Origin of the sequence: Labrys sp. (in: a-proteobacteria), from assembly GCF_047605565.1 — a bacterium.
Lineage (GTDB): Bacteria > Pseudomonadota > Alphaproteobacteria > Rhizobiales > Labraceae > Labrys > Labrys neptuniae.
This window is the reverse complement of record NZ_JASGFM010000001.1, coordinates 323,734-349,765: the sequence shown is the minus strand read 5'-3', so window position 1 is coordinate 349,765 and position 26,032 is coordinate 323,734. Positions and strand designations below refer to the sequence as shown.

The 26,032-nt window shown below is 65.7% G+C and carries 27 protein-coding genes; 14 read left to right on the top strand and 13 right to left on the bottom strand.

Annotated features, from left to right (window positions below):
* Positions 1 to 122: 122 nt before the first annotated feature.
* Positions 123 to 797, top strand: a complete 675-nt coding sequence (locus tag QM672_RS01680) for a response regulator (protein WP_311944706.1) — start codon at positions 123 to 125, stop codon at positions 795 to 797.
* Positions 787 to 2,181, top strand: a complete 1,395-nt coding sequence (locus tag QM672_RS01675; protein ID WP_367624262.1) for a sensor histidine kinase — start codon at positions 787 to 789, stop codon at positions 2,179 to 2,181. The genes QM672_RS01680 and QM672_RS01675 overlap by 11 nt, the downstream gene beginning before the upstream one ends.
* A 109-nt stretch (positions 2,182 to 2,290) precedes the next feature.
* Here QM672_RS01675 and QM672_RS01670 read toward each other — a convergent pair whose 3' ends face one another.
* The 3 genes from QM672_RS01670 to QM672_RS01660 all read right to left on the bottom strand — a co-directional run bounded on the left by QM672_RS01670 (position 2,291) and on the right by QM672_RS01660 (position 5,179).
* The gene (locus tag QM672_RS01670; RefSeq protein ID WP_311944709.1) at positions 2,291 to 3,166 is read right to left on the bottom strand and encodes an ABC transporter permease; all 876 of its coding nucleotides are present in this window, start codon (positions 3,164 to 3,166) and stop codon (positions 2,291 to 2,293) included.
* 13 nt (positions 3,167 to 3,179) lie between these two features.
* Positions 3,180 to 4,010: an ABC transporter ATP-binding protein gene (locus tag QM672_RS01665; protein ID WP_311944710.1), complete on the bottom strand. Its 831-nt coding sequence runs from the start codon at positions 4,008 to 4,010 to the stop codon at positions 3,180 to 3,182.
* 167 nt (positions 4,011 to 4,177) lie between these two features.
* Positions 4,178 to 5,179 carry an ABC transporter substrate-binding protein gene (locus QM672_RS01660; RefSeq protein WP_367624263.1) on the bottom strand — a complete coding sequence of 334 codons (1,002 nt, stop codon included), beginning with the start codon at positions 5,177 to 5,179 and terminating at the stop codon, positions 4,178 to 4,180.
* A 193-nt stretch (positions 5,180 to 5,372) separates the two neighbouring features.
* Here QM672_RS01660 and hisS point away from each other — a divergent pair, with 193 nt between their 5' ends.
* The 3 genes from hisS (at position 5,373) to hisG (ending at position 9,114) form a co-directional block, all read left to right on the top strand.
* Complete coding sequence (gene hisS, locus QM672_RS01655) at positions 5,373 to 6,848, top strand: histidine--tRNA ligase (protein ID WP_415080438.1); 1,476 nt, start codon at positions 5,373 to 5,375, stop codon at positions 6,846 to 6,848.
* A gap of 164 nt (positions 6,849 to 7,012) precedes the next feature.
* Entirely contained in the window at positions 7,013 to 8,128 is a 1,116-nt protein-coding gene (locus QM672_RS01650) for an ATP phosphoribosyltransferase regulatory subunit (RefSeq protein ID WP_415080437.1), read from the top strand.
* Positions 8,128 to 9,114 (top strand): ATP phosphoribosyltransferase, encoded by a 987-nt coding sequence (hisG, locus tag QM672_RS01645; protein WP_311944714.1) that lies wholly within the window; start codon positions 8,128 to 8,130, stop codon positions 9,112 to 9,114. Before QM672_RS01650 ends, hisG begins: the two co-directional genes overlap by 1 nt.
* A gap of 80 nt (positions 9,115 to 9,194) precedes the next feature.
* On the opposite strand, the gene QM672_RS01640 is transcribed toward hisG, so the two are convergent.
* The 8 genes from QM672_RS01640 to QM672_RS01605 form a co-directional block, all read right to left on the bottom strand.
* On the bottom strand, positions 9,195 to 10,112 hold the full coding sequence (locus tag QM672_RS01640) for a dihydrodipicolinate synthase family protein (RefSeq protein WP_415080436.1): 918 nt from the start codon (positions 10,110 to 10,112) through the stop codon (positions 9,195 to 9,197).
* A complete protein-coding gene (locus QM672_RS01635) occupies positions 10,109 to 11,089 on the bottom strand; it encodes an ABC transporter ATP-binding protein (RefSeq protein WP_415080435.1) in 981 nt (326 codons plus the stop codon). Before QM672_RS01635 ends, QM672_RS01640 begins: the two co-directional genes overlap by 4 nt.
* A 1-nt stretch (position 11,090) precedes the next feature.
* Positions 11,091 to 12,107 carry an ABC transporter ATP-binding protein gene (locus tag QM672_RS01630; protein WP_415080434.1) on the bottom strand — a complete coding sequence of 339 codons (1,017 nt, stop codon included), beginning with the start codon at positions 12,105 to 12,107 and terminating at the stop codon, positions 11,091 to 11,093.
* 2 nt (positions 12,108 to 12,109) lie between these two features.
* Positions 12,110 to 13,039 carry a dihydrodipicolinate synthase family protein gene (locus QM672_RS01625; RefSeq protein WP_367624268.1) on the bottom strand — a complete coding sequence of 310 codons (930 nt, stop codon included), beginning with the start codon at positions 13,037 to 13,039 and terminating at the stop codon, positions 12,110 to 12,112.
* Between the two features lie 18 nt (positions 13,040 to 13,057).
* On the bottom strand, positions 13,058 to 13,939 hold the full coding sequence (locus tag QM672_RS01620; protein ID WP_415080433.1) for an ABC transporter permease: 882 nt from the start codon (positions 13,937 to 13,939) through the stop codon (positions 13,058 to 13,060).
* A 1-nt stretch (position 13,940) separates the two neighbouring features.
* On the bottom strand, positions 13,941 to 14,900 hold the full coding sequence (locus tag QM672_RS01615; RefSeq protein ID WP_415080432.1) for an ABC transporter permease: 960 nt from the start codon (positions 14,898 to 14,900) through the stop codon (positions 13,941 to 13,943).
* A 294-nt stretch (positions 14,901 to 15,194) separates the two neighbouring features.
* Positions 15,195 to 16,772 (bottom strand): ABC transporter substrate-binding protein, encoded by a 1,578-nt coding sequence (locus QM672_RS01610; RefSeq protein ID WP_415080431.1) that lies wholly within the window; start codon positions 16,770 to 16,772, stop codon positions 15,195 to 15,197.
* Between the two features lie 45 nt (positions 16,773 to 16,817).
* Positions 16,818 to 17,558, bottom strand: a complete 741-nt coding sequence (locus QM672_RS01605; protein WP_367624320.1) for a FadR/GntR family transcriptional regulator — start codon at positions 17,556 to 17,558, stop codon at positions 16,818 to 16,820.
* A gap of 89 nt (positions 17,559 to 17,647) precedes the next feature.
* Between QM672_RS01605 and QM672_RS01600 the strand changes: the two genes are divergently transcribed.
* The 3 genes from QM672_RS01600 to QM672_RS01590 all read left to right on the top strand — a co-directional run bounded on the left by QM672_RS01600 (position 17,648) and on the right by QM672_RS01590 (position 20,587).
* Positions 17,648 to 18,616 carry a Gfo/Idh/MocA family protein gene (locus QM672_RS01600; protein WP_367624271.1) on the top strand — a complete coding sequence of 323 codons (969 nt, stop codon included), beginning with the start codon at positions 17,648 to 17,650 and terminating at the stop codon, positions 18,614 to 18,616.
* Positions 18,613 to 19,599: a Gfo/Idh/MocA family protein gene (locus QM672_RS01595; protein WP_367624272.1), complete on the top strand. Its 987-nt coding sequence runs from the start codon at positions 18,613 to 18,615 to the stop codon at positions 19,597 to 19,599. Before QM672_RS01600 ends, QM672_RS01595 begins: the two co-directional genes overlap by 4 nt.
* 136 nt (positions 19,600 to 19,735) lie before the next feature.
* Positions 19,736 to 20,587 carry an oxidoreductase gene (locus QM672_RS01590; protein WP_415080430.1) on the top strand — a complete coding sequence of 284 codons (852 nt, stop codon included), beginning with the start codon at positions 19,736 to 19,738 and terminating at the stop codon, positions 20,585 to 20,587.
* Between the two features lie 79 nt (positions 20,588 to 20,666).
* Here the strand turns inward: QM672_RS01590 and QM672_RS01585 are convergent, their stop codons facing one another.
* Positions 20,667 to 21,161, bottom strand: a complete 495-nt coding sequence (locus QM672_RS01585) for a hypothetical protein (RefSeq protein WP_415080429.1) — start codon at positions 21,159 to 21,161, stop codon at positions 20,667 to 20,669.
* 301 nt (positions 21,162 to 21,462) lie between these two features.
* Between QM672_RS01585 and QM672_RS01580 the strand changes: the two genes are divergently transcribed.
* The 5 genes from QM672_RS01580 (at position 21,463) to QM672_RS01560 (ending at position 24,643) form a co-directional block, all read left to right on the top strand.
* Complete coding sequence (locus QM672_RS01580; RefSeq protein WP_311944740.1) at positions 21,463 to 22,086, top strand: Maf family nucleotide pyrophosphatase; 624 nt, start codon at positions 21,463 to 21,465, stop codon at positions 22,084 to 22,086.
* On the top strand, positions 22,083 to 22,298 hold the full coding sequence (gene yacG, locus QM672_RS01575) for a DNA gyrase inhibitor YacG (RefSeq protein ID WP_394310521.1): 216 nt from the start codon (positions 22,083 to 22,085) through the stop codon (positions 22,296 to 22,298). The genes QM672_RS01580 and yacG overlap by 4 nt, the downstream gene beginning before the upstream one ends.
* The gene (locus QM672_RS01570; RefSeq protein ID WP_367624275.1) at positions 22,295 to 23,365 is read left to right on the top strand and encodes an Ldh family oxidoreductase; all 1,071 of its coding nucleotides are present in this window, start codon (positions 22,295 to 22,297) and stop codon (positions 23,363 to 23,365) included. Before yacG ends, QM672_RS01570 begins: the two co-directional genes overlap by 4 nt.
* Positions 23,366 to 23,512: 147 nt before the next feature.
* Positions 23,513 to 23,986 carry a DUF1348 family protein gene (locus QM672_RS01565; RefSeq protein ID WP_415080428.1) on the top strand — a complete coding sequence of 158 codons (474 nt, stop codon included), beginning with the start codon at positions 23,513 to 23,515 and terminating at the stop codon, positions 23,984 to 23,986.
* Positions 23,987 to 24,082: 96 nt separating this feature from the next.
* The gene (locus QM672_RS01560; protein ID WP_367624321.1) at positions 24,083 to 24,643 is read left to right on the top strand and encodes a TetR/AcrR family transcriptional regulator; all 561 of its coding nucleotides are present in this window, start codon (positions 24,083 to 24,085) and stop codon (positions 24,641 to 24,643) included.
* Between the two features lie 5 nt (positions 24,644 to 24,648).
* Here QM672_RS01560 and QM672_RS01555 read toward each other — a convergent pair whose 3' ends face one another.
* Entirely contained in the window at positions 24,649 to 25,113 is a 465-nt protein-coding gene (locus QM672_RS01555; RefSeq protein WP_415080427.1) for an Lrp/AsnC family transcriptional regulator, read from the bottom strand.
* Positions 25,114 to 25,295: 182 nt separating this feature from the next.
* Here QM672_RS01555 and QM672_RS01550 point away from each other — a divergent pair, with 182 nt between their 5' ends.
* Positions 25,296 to 26,015, top strand: coding sequence for an aspartate/glutamate racemase family protein (locus QM672_RS01550; RefSeq protein ID WP_311944748.1), 720 nt, complete (start codon positions 25,296 to 25,298; stop codon positions 26,013 to 26,015).
* The last annotated feature ends 17 nt before the right edge of the window (positions 26,016 to 26,032 follow it).

Sequence of the window (26,032 nt, the reverse complement as noted above, 5' to 3'; positions counted from 1 at the left end):
GCGGCAGCGGATCGGCATGCCGAATGCAGATGCCCGCGTGCTGGTAAAGAGAAGCATTTGCTCTTGCCTCGGCAGACCCCATAGAGTTGCGGCACTTCTTTTCAGCCGTTCGGACCCGGCCCATGCGCATTCTGTTGGCGGAAGACAATCGCGACCTCTCCGAATGGGTCAGCCGGTTGCTGCGCCAGAGCAAATATACGGTGGATTGCGTCTATCGCGGCGACGAGGCCGACGTGGCGTTGCAGTCACAGGAATACGCTCTCGTGATTCTCGACCTCGGCCTGCCCGAGATCGACGGCATCGAGGTCCTCAGGCGCCTCAGGGGGCGGGGAAACCGGACTCCCGTGCTGATCCTCACCGCCAATGACGCACTTTCCAGCCGTGTGCGCGGCCTCGACAGCGGGGCAGACGACTATCTCGTCAAGCCCTTCGAGGTCGAGGAACTCGAGGCCAGGATACGCGCGCAATTGCGGCGGGGCCGCAGCACGCTGGAGCAGGTCGTCAGCTTCGGCCCTCTCTCCTTCGACACCCAGTCGCGCAGCTTCAGCCTCGCCGGCACCAGCCTCCCGGTGACGCCGCGCGAGCATGTGGTGCTGGAGACGCTGCTCCTGAGTGCCGGGCGCCCCGTCCCCAAGGAGCGGCTGGTGGAGAACGTCTTCGGCTTCGACGACGAAGGCGGCCCCAGCGCGATCGAGGTCTATGTCCATCGCGTGCGTCGCAAGCTCGAAGGCAGCGACGTCGGCATCGTCACCCTGCGCGGTCTCGGCTATATGCTGCGTCAGACCCATGCCGGTTAGCTGGCATTCGCGCAGCCTGCGCCGGGAACTGCTCGGCTGGCTGCTGCTGCCGCTGGCAGCGGTGGTGGCGTTCAATGTCTGGACCACCTATCGCAACGCGCGCCAGACCGCCGACCTGGTCACCGATCGCATGCTGCTCGCCTCCGCGCGGATGATCGCGGAGAACGTCCGCGAAAGCGATGGCATCTTTCAGGCGCCCATCCCCCCGGCAGCCCTGGAAATGTTCGCGAGCGAGGACCGCGATCGCGTGATCTATCGCGTGAACGGGCCGCGCGGCGAATTGCTGGCCGGCTATCCGGAGACGTTGCCCCCGCCACGGCAACCCAGCGGCTTCCAGCACGTCTACTTCACCGGCACCCATCGCGGCGAGGCCGTTTACGCCGTCGCCCTTTCCCAGCCGGTGGTCTCCACCAGGGGCGGCGAAGCGCTGGTCGTCGTCGGCCAGACGCTGCGCGGCCATGACAGGCTGGTCAAGAGCCTATGGCTCAAAACCCTGCGCGACGAGGTCCTGCTGGTCGCCGTTGCCGGGTTGCTCGCCTTGTTCGGCCTGCACCGGGGCTTGGCGCCGCTCCTGCGCCTGCGCGACGAGGTGCGCCGCCGTGACCCGCACGCGCTGGAACCGCTCGACACGACCCCTGTCCAGACCGAACTGAGACCCCTGGTCCTGGCCCTCAACGAGGCCCTGGCGCAGGTCGAACGCCAGGTCGCCGCCCAACGGCGCTTCATCGCCAACGCCGCCCATCAATTGCGAACTCCGCTGACGTTGCTGAAGGCGCAGATCGGCGTCGGCAAGCGCGGTTCCGACGTGGCGGCGGCCCATGAGGCCCTGACGGGCATCGGCACGACCGTGGAGGGCATGACACGCCTGTCCAACCAGCTTCTCAGCCTGGCACGCGCCGAACAGGGAAGCACGTTGCTTCATCGCGAAAAGGTCGATTTCAACGCCATCTGCCGCGAAGCCGTGGAAAATCTCGCGATCATGGCCATGGAGCGCGACATCGACCTCGGCTTCGACGGCGCTCCCGCCGCGCTGCCTGTCAGCGGCCATGCCACGCTGCTGCGCGAGCTTGCGACCAATCTGATCGAAAATGCCCTGCGCTACACGCCCAAGGGAGGCACGGTCACGGTGCGGCTGCGTGCAGCGGGCGGGGCGCGAGTCGCCTTGCGGGTGGAGGATAATGGCCCCGGCATCCCGGCGGAAGAGCGCGAGAAGGTGTTCGAGCGCTTCTACCGGCGACTGACCAGCGGCGTCGAGGGCACCGGATTGGGGCTGGCGGTGGTGAAGGAGATCGTCGCCTCCCATGAGGGCACCGTCACCTTGCAGGACCGGGTACCCTCGCCGGGCCTGGCCGTGCTGGTCCTGCTGCCCGCCTTCGATGGGTGATGCCGGCATTGTCCGGCTGCCGGAAGACAGGCAAGGAAAAAGCGGGCGGGGATCAGCTCCCCGCCCGCTTTTTCGAAACATCACGCCATAAGGAATGCCGTGTTCCGGATCAGTGATCGGACAGAGGCTTGGGCCGCCACTTGGCCAGACTCTGCTCGACACGGCCCATCAGCGCACCGGCCGCCAGCACCACCAGCATGATGATGATGATCGCGGCCGCCACACCCGGCCCGTCGAACGAGCCCTTGGCGATGGCGATCAGCTGGCCGATGCCGAGGCGGGCGCCGACGAATTCACCGACGATGGCGCCGGTGATGGCGAAGGAATAGCTGACATGCAGGCTGGCGAAGATCCAGCTCATGGCGGAGGGAATGATCACGGCCCGCGTGAGCTGCCAGGGCCTGGCCCCGAGGATCTGGGCGTTGGCGATCAGCGAGCGGTCGGCCTCGCGCACGCCCTGGAAGGCGTTCTGGAAGACCAGGAAGAACACCATCACGAAGGACAGCGCCACTTTCGAGCCGATACCCAGGCCGAAGATGATGATGAAGACGGGCGCCAGGACCACGCGCGGGATCGAGTTGAAGACCTTGATGTAGATCGAGAAGATATCGGCCAGGAACGCGTTGCGCCCGAGCGCCACGCCCACGAGCACGCCGGCGATGGAGCCGAACACGAAGCCGATGGTGGCCTCCTCGACGGTCACCCACAAATGATACCAGAGCGGCGTACCATTGGCCCCCTCGGTGATCCACTGCCACAGGCGCACCACCACGGTGCTCGGCATGCCCAAAGCAAGGTCGGTCATCCATTCCAGGCGAACCGCGACTTCCCACAGGCCCAGCAGGGCGACGAGAAGCACCAGGCGCCAGAACAGGACCCAGGCGCGGCGGGAGCGCGCCGCCTTGGCGACGGCTGCCTCGATTTCCGCGTCTGAGGTGCCGGGCCGGAACTCGGGAGCCTTGGGAGAAAGTACTGCATCGCTCATCGTCCATCTCCTCTCAGGCAGCTTCGGAAGCGCGGCGGTTGGAGGTCTGGACCTCCTCGCGCAGGTCGTTCCAGATCAGGCGGGAATAGTCGATGAAGCGCTGGTCGTAGCGGATCTCCTCGACGATGCGCGGGCGCGGCAGGTCGACCGTGTAGACGGACTTGACCGTGGCCGGGCCGGCGGTGAGTACATAGATCTTGTCGGCCAGCGCGATGGCCTCGTCGAGATCATGGGTCACGAACACGACGGAGGCCTTGGATTCGCCCCACAATTTCAGCAGCACATCGTGCATGACGACGCGGGTCTGCACGTCGAGCGCCGAGAAGGGCTCGTCCATCAGGAGAATCTTGGGCTGGTTGATGAAGGTCTGCGCCAAAGCGACGCGCTTGCGCATGCCGCCGGAGAGCTGGTGGGGATAGTGGTTCTCGAAACGGGGCAGGCCGACGCGCGCGAGCCATTCCCGTGCCTCGGCATAGGCCTCGCGCTTCGACACGCCGCGAAACATCGGCCCCGCCGCAACATTGTCGATGACGTTGCGCCAGGGGAAGACCGCATCGGCCTGGAAGACGAAGCCGACACTGGGGTCGATACCATTGACCGCTCCGCCCATCACGCGGACCTCGCCGGCGCTCGGCCGGGCGAGGCCCGTGACCAGATTGAGCGTGGTCGACTTGCCGCAGCCCGTAGGCCCGACCACGGCGACGAACTCGCCACGCTCGACCGTCATGGAGAAATCGCGGATCGCCGTCATCGACTTGCCGGTCGGGGTGACGAAGCGGCGCGTGACGTTGATGAGTTCGATGGCGGGCGAGGAGGCCGACGCCATGGGCACAGCTTGACTCATGCTTTCCTCCTTGGGGGAAAAGCCGCGGGATAGGACGAAGTGTTTTGTGATCTGGCCGGAACGGCACGAAGGCTTGGCATATCTTGGCTGGAACGCAGCAGCCCGCATGCCGGAGCCTAGGAGCAGCTGCCCATTTGCGGCTGCTGCTCCCGGAAAAGGCCGTCCGCCTACTTTACGTTCTTCACGAACTCGGTGGTGAAGGTCTTGGAGAGGTCGATCTGCTTGCCCTGCAATTCCTTCTTGAAGCTCTGCAGGACCGCCAGCACCGTCTTCGGGCCGTCCTCCGGCATTACGCCATCGGCCGTGAACATGCCTTTGCCCGCTTCCAGGCCCTTGATGTAGCCGTCCTTGTCGTCGCCGTAGAATTCCTTCGGCATTTTCTCGGTGATTTCGGCGGCCGTGTGGGTGTTGATGTAGCGCAGGGTCTTCACGAAGGCATTGGCGAGTTTCTGGACCTCATCCTTGTTCTTCTCGACCCAGGCCGTGGGCATGTAGAGGGAGGCAGCAGGATAGGTGCCGCCCAGGGCCTCTTCCGAACCCTTGACCGTGCGCATGTCGATCAGCACGCGGGCGGCACCGGACTTCAGCATGCGGCCGATGGTCGGTTCGGTGGTCATGCCGGCCTGGATCTGGTCCTGCTGCATGGCGGCGATGAAGGTGGCACCGGCGCCCACGGGCAGCGTGGTGAACTCGTTCGCCTTCACGCCCGCCTTCTCGGCGAGATAAAGCGTGAGGAAGTTGGTAGAGGAGCCAAGTCCGGTGACCCCGACATCCTTGCCCTTGAAATCGGCGGCCGACTTCATGTCCGGATATTTGCTCGAAGCCAGGATGACCTCGCCCGGCGCCTGGCTGAACTGCACGACCGATTGCACGAACTTGCCCTTGCCCTGCAGGTCGACGCAGTGGTCGTAGAAGCCGACCACGCCCTGCACGGTGCCGGCCAGCATCTCCGTCTCGGCATCGACACCAGCGGTATCGTTGAGAAGCTCGACGTCGAGCTCTTCATCTTTGAAATAGCCCAGGCTCTCGGCAAGCTTGGCCGGCAGGTAGATCTGCTTTTCATAACCACCGACCACGATGACGATCTTCTCGGCGGCCTGTGCGGCGGGCGCCAGCCCGATGATGGCGGCAAAGGCGGCGGCGGCAAGCAAGGTGCGTCTGCTCGGCATGGTCTCTCCTGTTGCGTTTCCTGTCCCTCCTCCTTCTCGCAAGCGGATATGCGGGAGGGCTCGGTCCTAGGCATAAAGCAGCCAGCTTTCAGCCAGCTTACAATCGGTGCAACAATGACAATCCTGCATTCCATTCTTGCCCCAACCGGTTTTGCTGCCTAAACAGCGGCAAGAATTTTGAAGGTTTGTAGCGATGTCCGGCGACAAGAAGCAGAAATTGAAGGCAAGGCAGGCACGCGGTTTCGTCGACCGCAATGCCGGCGAGATCGCGGCGACGCGCGCCATGGTTTCGGTGATCCAGGAAGTCTATGAGCGCTATGGCTTCGACCCGGTCGAAACGCCTTTCGTCGAATATACCGACGCCCTCGGCAAGTTCCTGCCCGACCAGGACCGCCCGAACGAGGGCGTGTTTTCCTTCCAGGACGACGACGAGCAATGGCTGTCGCTGCGCTATGATCTGACGGCGCCGCTGGCCCGCTATGTCGCCGAGAATTTCGACGCCCTGCCCAAGCCCTATCGCAGCTACCGGGCCGGCTATGTCTTCCGCAACGAGAAGCCTGGTCCCGGCCGCTTCCGCCAGTTCATGCAGTTCGACGCCGATACCGTGGGCTCGGCCTCGGTCGCGGCCGATGCCGAGATCTGCATGATGGCCGCCGACACCATGGAAAAGCTCGGCATTCCCCGCGGCTCCTATGTGGTGCGCGTCAACAACCGCAAGGTGCTCGACGGCATCATGGAGGCGATCGGCCTCGCCGGTGACGAGAATGCCGGCCGCCGCCTCACGGTGCTTCGCGCCATCGACAAGTTCGATCGGCTCGGCCTGGAGGGCGTGAGGGCGCTGCTGGGCACCGGCCGCAAGGACGAGTCCGGCGATTTCACCAAGGGTGCCGGGCTCGACGACAACCAGGCGCAGACCATCCTCGACTATGTGGCGGGACAGAGCGGCTCCAATGCCGATACGCTCGCGCGCATCCGCCCGCTGGTTTCGGGCTCGACTGCCGGCAGCGAGGGCGTCGAGGAACTCGCCCGCATCGCCGAACTGGTTGAGAAGTCCGGCTATGGCACCGACCGCATCCTGATCGACACCTCGATCGTGCGTGGGCTCGAATATTACACCGGCCCCGTCTACGAGGTGGAGCTCACCTTCGAGGTCAAGGATGAGCAGGGCCGGCCGGTGCGCTTCGGCTCGGTCGCCGGCGGCGGACGCTATGACGGCCTCGTCGCCCGCTTCCGCGGCGAGCCCGTGCCGGCAACCGGATTTTCCATCGGCGTCTCGCGCCTGCTCTCGGCCCTGACCGCCCTCGGCCGCGTCGACACCGCCGGCGTCGCCGGCCCCGTCGTGGTCTGCGTGATGGATCAGGCGCGCCTGCCCGACTACCAGGCCATGGCCAGCGAATTGCGCCAGGCCGGCATCCGCGCCGAGGTCTATCTCGGCGGCTCCGGCATGAAGGCCCAGCTCAAATATGCGGACCGCCGCAAGGCACCGGTCGCGGTGATCCAGGGCTCGGACGAGGCCGAGAAGGGCGAGGTCCAGCTCAAGGACCTCGCGCTCGGTGCCGAAATGGCCAAGGCCATTGCCGACAACAGCGAATGGCGCGAGGCAAGGGTCGCCCAGCGCCAGGTGCCGCGGGCCGAGCTGGTCAAGGTCGTGAAGGAAATGCTGGGGTAATTTGGAGCGCGGACATCCTGTCCGCTCTTCCTCGTCTCGACCGTGGTGTTTCCAAGAGCGGACAGGATGTCCGCGCTCCAGCATAAACCTCGTTTGCCCTTTCCAGTCGCACCTCGTCGCCTGCCCTGCTAGAAGACCCCCGACATTCACCATGGACCGCCGGCATGCCCCATCCCGCCTATGAAGCCTTCGACGCGCTCGCCTCGCGCTCGGGCTATCAGCTGGTCGACCCGCCGATCCTGCAGCCGGCGGGCCTGTTCCTCGATCTACTCGGCGAGGACATGCGCCGCCGCGCCTTCCTGACCACCGATGCCGAGGGGCAGGAATTCTGCCTGAGGCCTGACTTCACCATTCCGGTGTCGCTGCATCATCTCAAGGCCGTGAAGGCCGGTGGGGTGGGTGCCTATGCCTATCGCGGCCCGGTCTTCCGCTTCCGCACCGACGGCCCGAGCGAGTTCCTGCAGGCCGGCTTCGAGAATTTCGGCCGCGGCGACAAGCCGGCCGCCGATGCCGAGATGCTGGCCATCGCCCTGGAGGCGGCCGGAGATCTCGGCCTTGCCCAGCCGGACATCCGCATGGGCGATGCCGGCATCGTCACCGCCATGCTCGATGCGCTCGACCTGCCGCCGGTCTGGCGGCGGCGGCTGGCCAGCGACCTCAGGCGTTCCAAGGATCTCGACGAGGATCTGGCTCGCCTCGGCAGTTCTGCCCCCAAGAACGGCGCCGCAGCCTATGCCGGCTTCCTCGCGGCCCTGGAAGGCTCGGACCCGGGCTCGGCCCGTGCCGCCGTCGCCGATCTGCTGTCGATCGCCGGCATCCAACCGATCGGCGGGCGCAGCGTCGACGAGATCGCCGACCGCTTCCTGGAGCAGGCGGCGCTCTCTTCCGGCCTCGGCGTCGATGCCGACAAGGTGGCGATCACCCGGCGGATCTTTGCGGTCAGCGGCGATCCCGACAGTGCCAGCGCCGAACTGCGCGCCATTGCCGGCGAAGCCAGGCTCGACCTCAACGCGGCCCTCGATGCCTTCGACGAACGCACCGGCTTCTTCGCCGCCCGCGACATCGAGGTGACCGCCATCAAATTCGCCACCGGCTTCGGCCGCCGCCTCGATTATTACACCGGCTTCGTCTTCGAGCTGACCGATCCGGCCGAACCGGAAGCCGCCGCCCGCGTCGGCGGCGGACGCTACGACCAGTTGATGGCGCAGCTCGGCGCCGCCGAGCCCGTGCCGGCGGTTGGCTGCTCGATCTGGCTCGACCGGTTTGGCGGAGACGCATGATGAACAACCCTGCCCTTTCCCCGCTGCTTCTGGGCATTCCGTCCAAGGGCCGGCTGCAGGAAAACTGCACGTCCTTCTTCGAGCGCGCCGGCATCCGCTTCGTGCAGGAGCGCGGTGCGCGCGACTATCGCGGCTCCGTGCCCGGCATGAACGATGTCGAGGTGCTGTTCCTCTCCGCCTCCGAGATCGCCGGCCAGCTCGCCTCGGGCGCCATCCATTTCGGCGTCACCGGCGAGGATTTGGTGCGCGAGAACATTGCGCGCGCCGACGAACGCGTCACCCTGCTGCAGCCGCTCGGCTTCGGCCAGGCTAATGTCGTGGTCGCGGTGCCGCAGGCCTGGATCGACGTGCGCTCCATGGCCGACATCGAGGACGTTGCCGCGAGCTTTCGCCAGCGCCATGGCCGCCGCCTCAAGGTCGCGACCAAATATATCAACCTCACCCGCGCCTTCTTCTCGGCGCATGGCGTCGCCGACTATCTGATCGTCGAGAGCCTGGGTGCCACCGAAGGTGCACCGGCCTCCGGAGCGGCTGATCTCATCGTCGACATCACCACCACCGGCTCCACCCTCACCGCCAATGCGCTGAAGGTGATCGAGGACGGCATCATGCTGAAGAGCCAGGCCAATCTGGTGGCTTCGCTCGGAGCCGACTGGAACGAGCGGGCCCGCGCCGGCGCGGCCGCCATGCTCGGTCGCCTTGCCGCCAAGGCCAAGGGCAGCGCCCAGCGTGAGATCCGCTGCATCCTGCGCGGCGTCAACCAGCAGCATCTGCGCGATGCCGGCGAGCTCTTCGGTGCCGGCGCCCCCTTCGGCCTGCCGGCCCCGGGCCAGCCCCTCACCTTCCTGGTGCCGGCCGGCCAGCTGTTCGACTTCGCAGCCTGGCTGACGGCGCAAGGCGCCGCCTCGATCGCCGTCACCAGCCTCGATTTCGTCTTCGAGCCGCAGAGCGCGCTTTACGCGGAGCTGGAGAAGAAGCTGGGATAGTCCCTGGGACCGCCGGCTTCCAGCCGGCTCTTGGAACCAGGAGAGGAAGATGCCGGCTGGAAGCCGGCGATCCCAGGACATTACGCCTCGAACAGCTCCGGCAGGAGCGCTCTGGCGATAGGGCGCAATCGCTCCGCCTCGCTCTCTGCAATCCAGCGATAGGGCCGCCGCAGGCGCGGACCGACGGGTCCCCAGCCGCCGATGGCGGCCAGGAGCTTGTCCAATGCAGCATTGGAATAGCCGTGATCGCGCCGGAACGGCACGATGTGCTCATCCATGAAGCGGCAGAGCCGACGCTCCAGATCGAGTGCGGCCTCGATGTCAGCGGCCATGCTGTCGGTCCAGGCCTGCGCGCCGCGGGGGCTGAGGCAGGCCACGTTGGAGAAGGCACCGGCCGCCACGCCTGCCTTGATGCCGGTGGCGAGATGATGGCCGGGGACGAAGAGCGCGACGCCGGCCAGATGCCGGCGTGCGGCCGCATACCAGGCGTCATCCCCATCGGCGAGCTTGATCGCCTTGACGGCTGGGACCGCCCGCACCAGCCTGCCGAGTGACTCCGGCGACAGGACGCGCTTGGCATGCGGCGGATTGTAGAGCACCAGCGGCAGGCCCCGCGCCGCCTCCGCCATCATCGCCAGGAAATCGATGGCCTCCTCGTCCGTCACCGGCCACCAGTCCGGCAGGATGATTTGGATCGCCGCCGGCTGCAGCCCAGTTGCCCGCCGCACCCGCTCCAGCGACTGGCGGGGATCGCCCTGGCAGGCGCCGATCACGAAGGGCATGCCGGCCGCCTGACATTTTTCGGCCAGCAGTGCCTGGATCGCCTCATATTCGGCTTCGGTCTGGTTGTGGAACTCGCCGGCCGTGCCGTTGGAGTAGATGCCATCGACGCCCGCAGCGATCAGGAGGTCGATCTCCTCGCCGAGATGGCCGAAATCGATCGCGTCGTCGGTGGCGATCGGCAGCAGCAGCGTGGCCCAATTGCCGCGAAGGGTCATAGGCTGATGTCCTGCCGGATGCAGGCCTTGAAGTGGCCTGGCTCGACTTCCTCGAGCTTGGGGATTTCGCGGGCGCAGGCCTCGATAGCGTGCGGGCAGCGTGTACGGAAGACGCAGCCCGAGGGGGGATTGGCAACGGAGGGAATGTCACCCTTCAGGATCTGGCGCTGGCGCGGCCGATCCGGGTCCGGCTCGGGGATCGCCGACAGCAGCGCCCTTGTATAGGGGTGCCTGGGCGCCTCGTAGAGCCGGTCGCAGGGCGCGATTTCCATGATGCGGCCGAGATAGAGCACGATGACGCGGTCGGCGATGAACTCCACCACGGCCAGGTCATGCGAGATGAACAGCATGGTCAGGCCGAGGCGGGCCTGGAGGTCGCGCAGGAGATTGACGATCTGGGCCTGGATCGAGACGTCGAGGGCCGAGACCGGCTCGTCAGCGACGATCAGGTCCGGCTGCAGGATCAGCGCCCTGGCAATGCCGATGCGCTGGCGCTGGCCACCGGAGAATTCGTGAGGGTAGCGGTCGAGGGCATCGGGCGGCAGCTCGACGGCTTCGAGGGCGGCGCGGGCCCTGTCGAGGCGTTCGCGGCGCGTGCCGATCGCCTGGATGTTCAGCCCTTCCGTCAGAATCTCGCCGATGGTCATGCGCGGCGACAGGCTGGCGAAGGGGTCCTGGAAGATATATTGCATGCGCCGGCGCTGGCGGCGCAGGTCCCCGGCCGACAGGCGCGCGATGTCGCTGCCCTCGAACAGGATCTCGCCGGCGCTCGGCTCGATCAGCCGCAGGATCGAGCGCCCGATCGTGGTCTTGCCGGAACCGGATTCGCCGACCAGCCCGACGACTTCGCCCCGTTTCACCTCGAAGGAAATGTCGTCGAGCACCCGGACGGGCGCGGCACGGCCGAAACCGCTGCCATACTGCTTGGCAAGCCCGCGTACCTGAAGCAGCGGCGAGCCGGAAAGGGACGTCTCCATCTCACAACTCCTGCGAACGGATGCAGCGGCTGGCATGATCCGGCCCGACTTCCGCCAGTGCGGGCATGGCCTCGCGGCAGGCCGGCAGGGCCAGGGAGCAACGGGGAGCGAAGGCACAGCCCCGCGGCATGGCGGCAAGGCTGGGGACGGCGCCCGGAATGGCGGCGAGGCGTCCACCGGCCTTCTTGAGCCGCGTCGCCTCGCCCAGTCGCGGCACCGAAGCGAGCAGGCCCTTGGTGTAGGGATGCCGCGGGCGCCGGAAGACCTCGCGAACGGGCCCCTGCTCGACGATGCGGCCGGCATACATCACCGCGACACGATGGGCGATCTCGGCGACGACACCGAGATTATGGGTGACGAACAACACCCCCATGCCGTTCTCCGCCTGCAGGCGCTGCAGGAGATCGAGGATCTGGGCCTGGATGGTGACGTCGAGCGCCGTGGTCGGCTCGTCGGCGAACAGCAGCACGGGATCGCAGGCGAGCGCCATGGCGATGGTGGCGCGCTGGCGCATGCCGCCGGAGAGCTCGTGCGGATATTGGCGGGCCCGCCGGGCGGGATCGGGGATGCCCACCTTGTCGAGCAGCCCGACGGCGGCAGCCATGGCCGCCTTGCGCGGCTGGCCCTTGTGCACACGGATGGGCTCGGCGATCTGGTCGCCGATGGTGTAGACCGGGTTGAGGCTGGTCATCGGCTCCTGGAAGATCATGCTGATCTCGTTGCCGCGGATGTGCCGGCGCTCCTCGGCATCCAGAGCGACGAGATCGCGGGCGATCCCGTCCCGGCCCCGGAACCGCATCGTGCCTCCGGCGACGCGTGCGATCTTGCCGGGCAGCAGCCCCATGATGGATTGGCCGGTCACCGATTTGCCGGAGCCGGACTCGCCCACCAGCGCCAGCGTCTCGCCGACACCGATGCCAAGATCGAGATCGGACACGGCGGACACCTCGCGTCCGCCGACGCGAAACACCGTGTTCAGGCCCTCTATCTCCAGGATCGCGGGTGCCGCCATCACCATGCTCAGCTCAACAGGCCGGTCTGGCGCAGGATCGTCTCGATCGTGGCCGCCTCGGCTTCGTTCAATGCTCGCTGCGGGCGCGCCATTTCGTTGGTCTCGATGATGCCGAGCCGACGCATCGCCGTCTTGAAGGCGCCGACGCCGGCCGAGCCGGCGCTGACGCGCGGCGCGGCGACCCAGACCATCTCGAACAGGCGGCAGAGGCGCTCCTGCTCCTGGCGCGCGCCTGCCCAGTCCCCCTTGCGGCAGAGGTCGTAGAGCCGGACATAGCCGGCAGGATCGACATTGGCGAGGCCGGGCACGATGCCGTGGGCGCCCATCAGCAGGGCGCTGTCACAGACGATCTCCGAGCCGGTCATCATCATGATCTCGGGACGATCGGCAAGGTCCATCAGGGCATAGCGGAAATTGCCGTCGTCGCCGCTGGAATCCTTCAGGCCGACGATGCTGCCCTCGCGGGCCAGCGTCACCACGGTGTGGCGGTCGAGCTTGAAATGCACGCAGACCGGAATGTCGTAGGCGACCACCGGCACGTCGATCGCTTCCCGCAGATAGCGGAAATGATCGATCACCTCCGGCGCGCTGGTGCGGGCATAGAAGGGCGCGGTGGCGACCACCGCACTCACCCCGATCGACTGCGCCGTCCTGGCATGGGCGATGACGCGATCGGTGGTGGGATCGACGACGCCGGCCAGCACCGGCACCCGGCCATTGACGGTCTCGACCGCGAATTCCAGCACCTTCCGGCGCGTGGCCTCGTCGTGGAAGACGACCTCGCTGGTCGATCCCAGCACGAACAGGGCATGCACGCCGCCGGCGATCAGGTGCTCGATCACCCGCGCGAAGGAGGGATAGTCCACTTGGAGATCGGCGGTCAGGGGCGTGACGACCGGCGGCACGACGCCGTGGAACAGGGGGGATGCGGAAGACATGGAGAACCTTCTCTGCAGTCAGTTGAGTTCGGAACGAGGATCGAAGGCATCGCGCAGGCCATCGCCGACGAAATTGATGGCGAGCACGGTGAGGACGAGGGCAGCGCCGGCGAACAGCCATTGCCAGGGGTATTGCTCCAGCACGACGGTGCTGCGGGCGGCGTTCAGCATGTTGCCCCAGCTCGCTTCCGGCGGCGGGATGCCGAGGCCGAGGAAGGAGAGGCCCGCTTCCAGCAGGATGGCGGCGGCAAATTGCAGCGCGGCATAGACGACGAGGATGTCGATGGTGTTGGGCAGGCCATGGCGCCAGAGCAGGTGGCCGAGCGTGGCCCCCATGCCGCGCGCGGCGATGACGAAGTCGCGCTCGCGCAGTTCCATCAGCCGCGCCCGCACCATGCGTGCCAGCACCGGCCAGGACAGCAGCGAGATCACGGCGATGGTGGAGAGGATGCCCGCGCCGGTGATCGAGGCGATCACCAGGAGCAGGATCACCGGCGGCAGCGTCATGGCGAGGTCGACCAGGCGCATGATCACCGCATCGGCGACACGCCCCGCCATGGCGGCGAGCGCTCCGACGACATAACCGATGACCAGCGAGATCACCACCGAGCTGCCTGCCACCAGCAGGGAGATGCGGCCGCCGCGCAGGACGCGCGCGAGAATGTCGCGCCCGACACCATCCGTGCCGAACCAGTGGGCGGCGCTCGGGCCCTTGTTGATGGCCAGGAGGTCGATGTCGTTGGGCTTGTAGCGCAGCAGCCAGGGATGGAAGACCACCAGCGCCAGCATGACCAGCAGGATGGCAAGGCCCACAAGCGTGACGTTGTTGGCGGCAAAGCGCCTCATCGCCCGCGCGAGCGGACCGTTGCCACGGGACCGAAGCTGTGTCGAAATCGCCATCTCAGGCAACCTTGATGCGCGGATCGACGGCCGCATAGGCGACGTCGGTGAGGATGTTGACGACGATGACACAGGCGCCCACCACCAGGGTCGCGCCCATGATCACCGGATAGTCACGCGTCGACACCGCATTGACGAGCAGCAGCCCCATGCCGGGCCAGTTGAACACGCTTTCCAGGAAGATCGCGCCGCCCACGGCAATGCCGATGGTGGAGCCGATCAGCGTGACCACCGGCAGCAGAGCGTTGCGCAGCGCATGCTTGACGATGACCCAGAATTCCTTGACCCCCTTGGCGCGGGCGGTGCGCACATAGTCCTGGTTGAGTACCTCCAGCAGCGAGGCGCGCATATAGCGCATGATCAGCGCGGCATGGCCGATCGAGAGCAGGAGAGCCGGCAGGATGAGGTGGCGCAGCAGGTCCGCCACCGAGAAGGGCGCGCCCGGGGTGAGCATGCCGCCCGACGGCGCCCAGCGCAGCAGCACCGAGAAGACGTAGAGACCGACCAGGGCCGTCAGGAAGGCGGGACTGGAGATGCCGAAGAAGGCGGCGATCGACAGGCCCACATCCGTCGGCGAGTTGCGCCTGACGGCGCCGAGAATGCCCGTGGCGATGCCGATGACGATGGCGATCGCCAGCCCCGCCCCCATCAGCAAGAGCGTCGGCCCGATACGCTCGCCGATCAGGCCGAGCACCGTGTCGCCATTGCGCTGCAGCGAGAAGCCGAGGTCTCCTCTGGCGGCGCTGGCAAGCCAGGCGGCATATTGCACCGGCAAGGGCTGGTCGAGGCCGAGCCGGCTGCGCACGGCCGCCATTTCCTCCTGCGACATCGCCACATTCGGATTGATATAGGCGTCGATCGGATCGCCAGGCGCCAGGCGCAGCAGTATGAAGACCAGCAGGCTCAAGGCGACGAGCATGGCCGCCCCGACCAGCAGGCGATTGAGGTAATAGCGCAGCATGGCGTTCCTCATGGAGGATGTGCGGACACATCCGATATCTCGACAGAGGTCCAACAACGGAGGGCGCAACTTGCCTTCTCCACGAAGTGGGGAAGGTGGCCCGGCGAAGCCGGGTCGGATGGGGTGTGGCGAGCAACGCGATGTTCTTTGAAGCTTGGCACGACGGTTGAGCAGGCTTGTTTCGCTCCCCGCTCGGCTCGCCCCACCCCATCCGCCCAAACTTCGTTTGGGCACCTTCCCCACTTCGCGGAGAAGGCAAGTTGCGCCCTTCTTGATGGGATGCCGTAAAGCTCCCTATTCCACCGCCCATTTCTCCGGATGTGCCGCGTAAGGCCCGCCGCCGGGGGCCGGCAGCCAGACGAAGTTCTTCAGCTTGCTGGACGCCACGCCATAGCGATTGGCGACCCAGAGCGTCGCCCAGGGCAAATCGGCATTCATCGCCTTGCACACCGCCTGGTAGCGCTCGGCCTGCTTGGCGTCGTCGGATTCATTCAGCGCGGCATCGAAGGCCCCGCTCACCGAGGGCATCCTGATGCGCAGGAAATTGGCACCCTGCGGCGGGATCTGCTTCTCGTTGAGACCCATGTTGAGGCCACCGGGATCGGGGCCGTTGCGCAGGCCGGCATAGACGAGCGGGAACTGAGACCAATCCGGCTTCTGGGCATAGATCGTGCCGTTATAGGTCGGGGTATCGACGGCGCGCGGCACCACATTGATGCCAACCTGGGACAGCATGGCCTGCACGGCGGCAAGCACATTGGTGGCCTGCGGCGTGTTGTAATAGGTCAGCAGGGTGATCGGCTTGTCGCCATTGATCTTGTCCCAGCCCGCCTCGGCCAGCAATTGCTTGGCCTTTTCGGGATCATAAGCGTAGGGATCGAGGCCGGCGGGTTGAAGCCGATCGGCGACATAGCCGCAATTGGCCGTCTTGGCGGCCCCGCCATAGAGGCTCTGAACGATCGCGTCGCGGTTGATGGCGTGCATCACGGCCTGGCGCACCTTGAGGTCCTTCCACAAAGGCGCCTCCTGGTTGAAGCCGAGATAATTGACCACGAAGGAATTGCCGTCGATGACGCGATAGGCATCGTTGCCCTTGAAGGATGCGGCGTCGTCGGCTTCTACATAGCTGAAGCTGATCTCCCCGGCGCGCAGGGCCGCCACCGCCGCCGCCGTATTGGCGAAATAGCGGTTGATGATGCGTCCCGTCACCGGCTTACCGCCGCGATACTCGTCATTGGCGGCGAGCTCGACATATTGGTCGGTGATATAGCGCGAGAATTTGTAGGGGCCGGTGCCGACGGGCGCCTTCGACCACCAGGGATTCTTGGCGAGCGTCTCGGCCGGAATGTCCTTGAGCGCATGCTGGGGCAGCATCATCAGCTGGGTCAGCGTGTCGAGCAGGCCGGCATTCGGGGCCGACAGCTTCAGGACCACCGTATGGGCGTCGGGGGTCTCGATCGCCTGGATCGCGCTGAGGCGGGCAGCGAAGACCGAACCTGTCGCGCCGTTCTTGGCCGTCTCGATGGTGAATTTCACGTCGGCCGAGGTGAAGGGCTGGCCGTCATGCCATTTGGTATCGGCCAGGGTGAAGCTGTAGGAGAGCCTGTCGGCGCCGACCTCGAATTTGGTGGCGAGCGCCCCTTCGATCTTCTCCAGTCTGCCGTCATAGATCACCAGAGGCTCGAAATAGAGATTGAGCCAGGTGAAGCCGCCGGTGGCTGCCAGCGGGTTGAAATTGCCCTGGAACCCGCCCGGGCCGACATCAAAAGCCCCCGTTATCGCCGTGCCATCCGCGGCCCGGGCTGGCTTGGCAGCGGGCATTGCCATGATCGTCGCGGCCAAAAGCGCGAGCGCGATCTTCCTCAGTGCCATGATTTCTCCCCTCGTCTCTTCTTGTCTGGTCGTGCCGCAGGCCTCTCAGTCGGGCGTCGGCGCTGTCTTCCTGGTCGCAAGCAGGCGGGCGATGCCGTCATAGTGCTGGTCGAGCCGGCTGCGAGCGGCCTCGACGTCCCGCGCCGCCACGGCGGCATAGATGTCGTAATGGTCCTGCCAGGTGGCCATCGGATCGATATTGGCCAGGTTGACGAAATCCGATGCCTTGTAGAAGGCGAGCCAGAACACATCGATCAGGCTGGTCAGCATGCGATTGTCCTGGCAGCGGAACAGCAGATTGTGGAAACGCTGGTCCTCGGCGGCAAAGCTCTGGTTGCGCTCGGCGGCCTGCCGCATCTGCTCGACCGTGTGGCGCAATTCCTCGATGTCGTCCTCGCCGATCAGCGCGACCGTCTTGGCGATCAAGCCGACCTCGAGCACGCGGCGGATCTCCAGCACCTCCTCGACCTCGCGCAGGGCCCCGCCCAGGCCATAAGCGAGATTGTCGAGCAATGGCGCGAAGGAGAAGGCCTTGACGAAGACGCCGATGCCACGGCGCGTCTCCAGGATACCGACCGACTCCAGCGCCTTGATCGCCTCGCGCACCGAATTGCGGCTGACACCCAATTGCTGGGCGAGGAACCCTTCCGGCGGCAGCGCCGAGCCGGGCCCGAGCTGGTTGTCGGCAATGTAGCTCTTCAGGCTCTCCTGCACGGAAACATGCAGGAGCGGCGGCCGGTCGAGCGGCTTGATCGACTTCACCTTGCCTGCCCCTGCCGCATCCACAGCCACCAGCCCTCGTTGTCCGTGGCTTGATAGTGATTGACTTGTAGGATATCTGTCAAGTCAATCTTTGGAGGACGGAGGAAATGGCCATGCGCGTCGCCCTGGCCGGCGTTGGACATTGGCATGCGGCCATGCACCGGGAGGCCGCCCACCAGGCCGGGGCAACCATCACCGGGGTGTGGGACGAGGATGCCGATGTCGCGGCGCGCTTTGCCCGGGAAAACGGCCTCGAGACCCAGGCCTCTCCCGAGGCCTTGGCCAGGGCCCGGCCGGACCTGGTGGTGCTGATGGGCAGTCCAACGGGTCTGGTCGAGCGCGCAATCTCGCTTGTCGATGCGGGGCTCGCCGTGATGCTGGAAAAGCCGGCTGCACTGGGAGCATCCGAACTCGAACCACTCAGGGATCGCGGCCGGCGGGGCGCCTTCATCGCCGTGCCGCTTCCCAATCGCTGCAGCCCGATCTGGCCGCGCATCGCCGAACTGACCGCTACCGGCCGGCTCGGCGAGCTCTCTCACGCCCAGTTCCGCATCGTGAACGGGCCACCGGAGCGCTACCGGATCGACGGCGTGCCCTGGCTGCTGGCACCGCAGACCAGCGGCGGCGGCGCCCTGCGCAATCTCGGCATCCATGGCGTCGATGCCGCACTGGCTTTGGCGGGCGATGACGGGCTGGAGCTGGTTGCCGCCTCTCTCGGCCATCTCCATGGCGAGGCCGTCGAGGACTACGCCATCCTGACCCTGCGCAATGGCCGGGGGCTGATCGTCACCATCGAGGCCGGCTATACCTACGCCTCGATGGCGCCGGGCGGCGACTTCGAATGGCGCGTCTCCAGCGCGAACGCCTATCTCGTCGACCACGGGGACCATTGCCGCATCACGACGCTCGACGATGCGGCCACGCGCGAGGAACCGCCCTTGCTGCCCGGCGAGCGCTACAAGGCCTTCATGGCGGATACGCTGGCCCGGCTGGCACGCGGCGAAGCTCCTCTCGTCGGGATCGAAGACTATTGGCGGGCCATGACGCTGATCGACGAAGCCTATGAGAGGGTGGCAGCATGATCGGTATCGGCATCATCGGGGCCGGCCATTTCGGCGCGGTTCACGCCAGGGCGATTGCCGCGACGCAGGGCTTGCGTGTCGCGGCCATATGCCGGGAAGACGCCGCAGCCGCCCGGGTATTCGCCCACGAACATGGCGGCCATGCCCACACCGATTGGCGCGCCGTGCTCGACGACTCCGCGGTCGACGCCGTCGTCATCGCCACCCCCCATCATCTCCATGCTGAAATGGCGGTGGCGGCGGCCCAGGCCGGCAAGCATGTCCTGCTGGAAAAACCGATGGCGCCGACGCTGGCCGAATGCGATGCGATCAACGCCGCTGTGGCCAAGGCCGGCGTCAAGCTGATGGTCGGCCATGTCATGCATTTCGCCCGCCCCTGCCTCGTCGCCCGGGAGATCCTCGACGGCGGCACGCTCGGCCGACCGATGCTCGGCTCGAGCTGGATGATCAAATTGTGGATGGAAGCCAATCGGCGTCCCTGGCATCTTTCCAACGTCACGGGTGGCGGCATGCTGATGACGGCCGGCATCCACGCTCTCGATCGCCTCGTCTGGCTGATGGGCAGCGAAGTGGCCACGGTGAGCGCTCTCTCCGGCACTTGGTTCCACCAGCAGGAAGCCGATGACAGTGCCTTGATGCTGCTGCGTTTTGCGGATGGGCGCATCGGCCAGGTCGCCAGCGTCGGCTATCGCGACGGCGCCGTAGGCTTTGCCATGGACCTCGTCTGCGAGGGCGGCACCCTCAGGATCGATTTCGAGCATGGCGTCTCGATCGGGCGCGGCGGCAGCTGGACGCCGATCGCCCATTCCGCCGATCCGGACTGGATGCAGCGCGCGGTCGAAGCCGAATGGCGGGCCATGGCGGCTGCCATCGAGGCGAACGCACCGGTTCCCGTCGACGGGACCTATGCGCGCCACCTGATTGCCTGCCTCGACGCCGCCGGTCGAGCCAATGCCGAAAGGCGGGAGATAGCACTGGCCTGAATGGGCTGGAAAATGAGATAAAGAGCCGGCTATTCATCAGGCAGGCTATACGGCCTGTATGTTTTTACCCCGGTTATTGAGCGGGGGCGTTGGTTCTATGTAAGATGCCCCACCTTTGCTTTCCAAAGAGATTGCCATGTCAGAAATTGCAAAGCCCGTCTGGTTCATTACCGGCTGCTCCACCGGCTTCGGCCGCGAACTGGCGCGCCATACGCTTTCGCTGGGCTATCCGACCGTCGTCACCGCCCGCAATCCCGCCCAGCTCGAGGACTTCGTCATGGAGTTCGGCGATACGGCGCTGGTGCTCAAGCTCGACGTGACGAAACAGGCCGATATCGATGCTGCCCTGGCCGTGGCGCTGGACCGGTTCGGCCGCATCGACGTCCTGGTGAACAATGCCGGCATCGGCTATTTCGGCTCGCTCGAAGAGAGTGACATGGCCGAAGTCCACAAGATGTTCGACATCAATGTCTGGGGCCTGACAGCGATGACGCGCGCGGTGCTGCCGGCGATGCGCCAGCAGCGTTCGGGCACCATCGTCAACATCTCCTCGATCGGCGGCCTGCGCGCCCCGCCCTCCGTCAGCTTCTACACCGCCACCAAATTCGCGGTCGAAGCCCTGTCGGAATCGCTGTCCCAGGAAGTCGCGCCCCTGGGCCTCAAGGTGCTGATCGTCGAGCCAGGCCCGTTCCGGACCGATTGGGCGGGCCGCTCGGCCAATGAGGCACCGCAGACCATTGCGGCCTATCGCGAAACGGCGGGCGTCCGGCAGGGCCAGATCCGGGGCAATAGCGGCAAGCAACCCGGCGATCCGGTCCGAGCCGCCCAGGCGATCGTCAAGGCCGTCGAAGCCGAGAATCCACCCCTGCGGCTGTTGCTCGGCAAGGCGGCGCTCGAAGGCGCCCGCATCAAGCTCGCCCAGCTCGCACAGGACTTCGACGCCTGGGCCGCGGTGACCGAGGGTGCCGACTATCCTGAAGGGCAATAGGCGAAACGGTAGCGCCACGTTTCGCCGCCAGCCTTGAATGGCGAAGACGCGTCGAAGCCGGACGCGTCTTCTCGACGATCTAGCGGTAGCGCGCCACGCATTGCATCAGCGCACTCAGGGCCGAAGACGTGCCGTTCAAGGTAACCGAGAAGGACTTGTTGCCGCGGGGCTGGAAATAGAGAACCCGCCCGGCCCGGATCTCCTGGAAGAGCTGCGTCGAATCGGCCAGCGGAATCAGCAGCCGGGTCGGCGCCGTTGCCTTGGCGCCGCTGGCACGCGAACGGTAATTATCGACCCAATAGGTCACATCGCCTCGCGAATCCCTGACCCAGTTCCAGTTGGGATTCTCGATGACCATGCCCCAGGCCGCTTCCCGCGTCAGCAGGAAATGCACCGCCGCGCCCCTCGAATATTTGCCGCTGGAAGCACAATATTCAAAGCGGCCATTGCTGGCATTGGCTTCGATCACCCATTGCCCCATGTCGTAGCGGCCGATGACCTCGCTTCTCGCGCTTCCGGCCACGAGCAGAGCAATACTCGCCGCCGCCAAAGCGATACAACCTCTATGCTGCATGCCAGCCCCTTCCCCATTCACGATTCAATCGAAATCATTGGAGGTCATTCGGGCATGCTGACATGCCGCGCAAATTGTCCTCGGCCCCTCGCAATGAAATACATAACACGGCATTTATAACTGCCGGATGGCTTAATATAGATGCGACATCAACTTGTGTTCCCTACGGAACTTTTTGCAAGCCGGCGGCGCTTCTCGAAGGATGCCCTCCTCCCGGAGGCAGGCCGCGATCCAACGGGGCCGGTTCTATTTCTCAGCCGACTCTGGTCCAAACACGACGAATCCTGCTATTGCGCCTGTCATGACTGAACGTCCCAAGCTCGTGCTCGCTTCCGCCAGCCCGCGCCGCCATGCCCTGCTCGAGCAGGCAGGCTGCGAACCGGATGCGTTGCTGCCCACCGATATCGATGAAACGCCCAGGCGCGGCGAGGCGGCGCGCATGCTGGTGCAGCGCCTCGCCAGGGGTAAGCTCGAGGCGGCCCTGACCACCCTTGGGAGCCGCCCCGATCTCGCCGGCGCCTACACGGTGTCGGCCGATACGGTGGTGGCCTGCACCGGGCGCATCCTGCCCAAGGCCGAGACGCGCGAGGATGCCGAAGCCTGCCTCAGCCTGCTGTCGGGCCGCAGCCATATCGTGATGACGGGCGTCGCCGTCGCCGACCCGCAGGGCACCATCCGGACCCGACTGGTGGAAACGCGGGTGCGCTTCAAGCATCTGTCGCGTGACGAACTCAATGCCTATCTCGACTCCAATGAATGGCACGGCAAGGCGGGCGGCTATGCCATCCAGGGCCTGGCCGGCGTGTTCGTGCTGCGCCTCGTCGGGTCCTATACCAATGTCGTCGGCCTGCCGCTCTATGAGACGGTGAGCCTTCTCGAAGGTGCGGGCTTTCCGGTCCGCGGCACCTGGAGGGACGAATTGTGAGCGAACCGACCCCGACCCCTCTCGTCAAACGCAAATGCCCGATCTGCGGCAAGCCCAGCGTCGAGGCCAGCAAGCCCTTCTGCTCCAAGCGCTGCGCCGACATCGATCTGTCGCGCTGGCTCAAGGGCGTCTATGCCATTCCCGGCGAGGAAGCCGACCAGATCGATCCTGATAACCGGGATGATTATCCGAAGACAGAGCGTGACCGATGAGCGAACCGCAGCGTTATACGAGTAGCAGCCTCGAAGCCTTTCTCGAATCCGCCCTCCTGGCCGGCGGGGCCGATGTCCCCTCGGCACAAGCCGCCACCCGCGCCATGATGCATGCCTCGCGCCTAGGCGTGGACAGCCATGGCGTGAGGCTGCTGCCCTACTATCTCTCGGTGCTGGCCAGCGGCGAGATCAACGGGCATCCCCAGCTCGAAGTATCGCGCGGCGAAGGCGCCACGGCCGTTCTGGATGCGGATGGCGCCATCGGACACCTGGCCTGCTACCGGGCCATGGAAGTGGCCGTCGACATCGCCAGGACGCAGGGCATCGGCGCCGTCACCATCCGGCGCTCCTCCCATATGGGCGCCGCCGGCGCCTATCCGATGTGGGCCGCCGAACAGGGCTTCATCGGCCTGCTCACTGCCAATTCCGACGCGGCCGTGCGGCTGTTCGACGGGCGGGACGCCTTCCACGGCACCAGCCCGATCGCCATCGGCGCCCCGGTCCCCGGCCAGCGCCCCTGGCTGATGGACATGGCGACCAGCGCCATTCCGCAAAACCGCGTGCTGCTCTACCGTTCGCTCGGCCTCACCCTGCCGCAGGGCGTCGCCGTGGACGAGAAGGGCGTCAACACCACCGATCCGGAAGCCGCCCGCGTGCTCTCGCCGGTGGGCGGCGAGCAGGGCTTCAAGGGTGCGGCGCTCGCCGGCCTTGTGGAGATCCTGTCCGCTCCCCTCACCGGCATGGCGCTTTCGACCGAGTTGGTGCCGATGTATGGCCAGCCCTCGACCGGCGCTCCGCGCGACATGGGCGGTTTTGCCCTGGCTATCAACCCCTCGGCCTTCATCGCCCCGGAGATCTACGGGGCGATCATGACCCGCTATCTCGCCAATATCCGCGCCGCCGTGCCGGCCGAAGGCGCCGGCGGCAAGCCAATGGCGCCGGGCGATCGCGAATGGGCGGTGGAGGAAGAGCGGGCGCGCAAGGGCGTGCCGGTAGATCCCGTCAGCGAAGAGGCTTTCGTCGAACTCGGCAGCAAATATGGGCTGACTTTGCCGCAGAAGGCGTGAGGCGGAGCGCGGACATCCTGTCCGCTCTTGGAAATGCCCCGTTCTCAGGAAAGCAAGAGCGGACAGGATGTCCGCGCTCCAAGGAAACTCTTGACTCTTGTACCGATCGGTCCATGATGGAGCGATCGGTACAAAGAGGATGTCGCCATGCCCGAACAACGCCCACCGCTGCCTCCCTTCACCCGCGAGGCCGCGATCCAGAAGATCCGCGCCGCCGAGGATGGCTGGAACAGCTGCAATCCCGAGCGCGTCTCGCTCGCCTATACACCGGACAGCCGCTGGCGCAACCGCTCCGAGTTCCTCAAGGGACGCCCCGAGATCATCGCCTTCCTCACGCGCAAATGGCAGCGCGAGCAGGATTACCGTCTGATCAAGGAATTGTGGGCCTATGGCGACAACCGCATCGGCGTGCGCTTCGCCTATGAGTGGCACGATGCCGACGGCAACTGGTTCCGCTCCTACGGCAACGAGAATTGGGAATTCGACGAGAACGGCCTGATGGCAGTGCGCCATGCCTCCATCAACGACGTGCCGATCACCGAGAGTGAGCGCAAGTTCCACTGGGACCGCTCCGCTCCCCGTCCCGCCGACCATCCGGGCCTTAGCGATCTCGGCCTCTGACACAAAATGCGTCCGGTTGGACCAATTCTTCGATTGAACTTACTGAAGAGCGGGCATTTTGCCATTTCTGGCAATTCAGCCTGAAAGTGAGGCGCCCTGATGAAAACGGTCCGCGAGCGCGCCGATATCATACCGGCCCTCACCGAGGTCTTCCGCAGCCATGGCTATGAGGGCGCCAGCCTTGCCCTCATCGGCCAGCAGACAGGCCTGGGCAAGGGCAGCCTCTACAACTTCTTCCCGGGCGGGAAGGAGGAGATGGCGGCTGCCGTGCTCGAGCATATCGACGGCTGGTTCCGCAGCCATGTCTTCGAATCGCTACGCGCGACGACGGACCCGGCTGCCGCGATCTCAGCGATGTTCGAGGCGACGGATCGCTATTTCCACTCGGGAGGACGGGTCTGCATCGTCGGCATATTCGCCCTGTCGGATGTGCGCGACCGTTTTGCCGACGCCATCAACGCCTATTTCGCCGAATGGCGCGACGCCCTGGCGGAGGCACTCCGGCGCCTCGGCAAGGAGCCTGATCTCGCGGACGCACTTGCCGAAGACATCGTCGCCGGCATCCAGGGAGCGCTGGTCACCGCGCGCGCCCTCGGCGATCCCGCCCTGTTCGGCCGCCGGCTGGCGCGGCTGAAAACCCTCATCCCGCTGGACTGAGTTCATCAGGCGTTGGACAGCGGCAGTACCGTGGTGTCCTTGAACATCTCCATCGAGATGTAGGAGGAGATGTCGTTGAACTGCAGCTTGGCCACCAGCTTCTTGTAGACCAAGTCCAGGCTTTCGACATCCGGCAGCACGATCTTGAGCAGATAGTCGATATCGCCGGTGAGCCGATGCATCTCGACGATCTCGGGCGTGTCGGCGACCAACGCGCGGAAGCGCTCCAGCCACTCCAGCGAGTGGTTGGCCGTACGGACCATGACATAGACCGTGGTGGGCAGGCCCACCTTCTTGCGGTCGAGGAGTGCGGCGCGCCTGGCGATATAGCCCTCCTCCTCCAGGCGCTTGATGCGCCGCCAGCAGGCCGAGGGCGACAGATGGATCTTCTCGGCGAGATCGGCGAGCGGATGATCCGCCTGCAGTTGCAGCAGTGCCAGGATCTGCTTGTCGCGCTGATCCAGCTTCATATCTCCTCGCGCATTCAGCTTGTGCATCCAAATTCATATACGCAAAATTTTTGCGCATGTAGTCAATACTCGCAATCTATTTGTTCAAAAACAACTAAAGCCGCCTAAAGAATGCAACCCATTTTCGCGGATTTCAAGGCATCATCCCGTCATGATAATCAAACCCTAGATGGGAGACGGACATGCGGAAAATCGGCCTGATCGGCGGCATGAGCTTCGAGAGCTCGGCGATCTATTACAAGCTGATCAACGAAGCGGTGCGCGCCCGGCGCGGCGATCTTCATTCGGCCGAGGTCATGCTGCATTCGGTGAACTTCCAGGATATCGTCGACATGCAGAAGGCTGGCCGTTGGGATGCGGCGGCCGAAAGGCTGGCCGGCGTGGCCCGTGACCTCGAAGCCGCCGGAGCCGGCTGCGTGCTGATCTGCACCAACACCATGCATCTGGTCGCCCAGCCGGTGCAGACGGCGATCGCCTGTCCGCTGATCGACATCATCGACGAAACCGCCAAGGCCCTGGCTGCAGCCGGCCGCAGCCGCCCGCTCCTGCTCGCCACCCGCTACACCATGGAACAGGGCTTCTACGCCGAGCGCATGCGCGGGCATGGCATCGAGGTGATGGTGCCCGATGCCGAAGGCCGGGCCGTCGTGCATGACGTCATCTTCTCCGAACTCTGCGCCGGGCTGGTGAAGGACAGCTCGCGCCAAAAGCTCGAGGCGTTGATCGAGCGGGCCAAGGCCGAAGGTGCCGACAGCGTCATCCTCGGCTGCACCGAGATCTGCCTGATCCTCTCCCCCGGCAGCCTCAGCCTGCCCGGCTTCGACTCCACCACGATCCATGCGGCCGCCGCCGTCGATTTTTCGCTTGCCTCCGGGCCGGACGCTGCCCAACTGGCAGCATGATCGATCAACGAGCAGGA

Bases quoted from the DNA above. Each gene is read 5' to 3' on its own strand.
- QM672_RS01680 (WP_311944706.1), top strand. From the start codon at position 123: ATGCGCATTCTGTTGGCGGAAGACAATCGCGACCTCTCCGAATGGGTC.
- QM672_RS01675 (WP_367624262.1), top strand. From the start codon at position 787: ATGCCGGTTAGCTGGCATTCGCGCAGCCTGCGCCGGGAACTGCTCGGC.
- QM672_RS01670 (WP_311944709.1), bottom strand. From the start codon at position 3,166: ATGAGCGATGCAGTACTTTCTCCCAAGGCTCCCGAGTTCCGGCCCGGC.
- QM672_RS01665 (WP_311944710.1), bottom strand. From the start codon at position 4,010: ATGAGTCAAGCTGTGCCCATGGCGTCGGCCTCCTCGCCCGCCATCGAA.
- QM672_RS01660 (WP_367624263.1), bottom strand. From the start codon at position 5,179: ATGCCGAGCAGACGCACCTTGCTTGCCGCCGCCGCCTTTGCCGCCATC.
- hisS (WP_415080438.1), top strand. From the start codon at position 5,373: ATGTCCGGCGACAAGAAGCAGAAATTGAAGGCAAGGCAGGCACGCGGT.
- QM672_RS01650 (WP_415080437.1), top strand. From the start codon at position 7,013: ATGCCCCATCCCGCCTATGAAGCCTTCGACGCGCTCGCCTCGCGCTCG.
- hisG (WP_311944714.1), top strand. From the start codon at position 8,128: ATGAACAACCCTGCCCTTTCCCCGCTGCTTCTGGGCATTCCGTCCAAG.
- QM672_RS01640 (WP_415080436.1), bottom strand. From the start codon at position 10,112: ATGACCCTTCGCGGCAATTGGGCCACGCTGCTGCTGCCGATCGCCACC.
- QM672_RS01635 (WP_415080435.1), bottom strand. From the start codon at position 11,089: ATGGAGACGTCCCTTTCCGGCTCGCCGCTGCTTCAGGTACGCGGGCTT.
- QM672_RS01630 (WP_415080434.1), bottom strand. From the start codon at position 12,107: ATGGTGATGGCGGCACCCGCGATCCTGGAGATAGAGGGCCTGAACACG.
- QM672_RS01625 (WP_367624268.1), bottom strand. From the start codon at position 13,039: ATGTCTTCCGCATCCCCCCTGTTCCACGGCGTCGTGCCGCCGGTCGTC.
- QM672_RS01620 (WP_415080433.1), bottom strand. From the start codon at position 13,939: ATGGCGATTTCGACACAGCTTCGGTCCCGTGGCAACGGTCCGCTCGCG.
- QM672_RS01615 (WP_415080432.1), bottom strand. From the start codon at position 14,900: ATGCTGCGCTATTACCTCAATCGCCTGCTGGTCGGGGCGGCCATGCTC.
- QM672_RS01610 (WP_415080431.1), bottom strand. From the start codon at position 16,772: ATGGCACTGAGGAAGATCGCGCTCGCGCTTTTGGCCGCGACGATCATG.
- QM672_RS01600 (WP_367624271.1), top strand. From the start codon at position 17,648: ATGCGCGTCGCCCTGGCCGGCGTTGGACATTGGCATGCGGCCATGCAC.
- QM672_RS01595 (WP_367624272.1), top strand. From the start codon at position 18,613: ATGATCGGTATCGGCATCATCGGGGCCGGCCATTTCGGCGCGGTTCAC.
- QM672_RS01590 (WP_415080430.1), top strand. From the start codon at position 19,736: ATGTCAGAAATTGCAAAGCCCGTCTGGTTCATTACCGGCTGCTCCACC.
- QM672_RS01585 (WP_415080429.1), bottom strand. From the start codon at position 21,161: ATGCAGCATAGAGGTTGTATCGCTTTGGCGGCGGCGAGTATTGCTCTG.
- QM672_RS01580 (WP_311944740.1), top strand. From the start codon at position 21,463: ATGACTGAACGTCCCAAGCTCGTGCTCGCTTCCGCCAGCCCGCGCCGC.
- QM672_RS01570 (WP_367624275.1), top strand. From the start codon at position 22,295: ATGAGCGAACCGCAGCGTTATACGAGTAGCAGCCTCGAAGCCTTTCTC.
- QM672_RS01565 (WP_415080428.1), top strand. From the start codon at position 23,513: ATGCCCGAACAACGCCCACCGCTGCCTCCCTTCACCCGCGAGGCCGCG.
- QM672_RS01555 (WP_415080427.1), bottom strand. From the start codon at position 25,113: ATGAAGCTGGATCAGCGCGACAAGCAGATCCTGGCACTGCTGCAACTG.
- QM672_RS01550 (WP_311944748.1), top strand. From the start codon at position 25,296: ATGCGGAAAATCGGCCTGATCGGCGGCATGAGCTTCGAGAGCTCGGCG.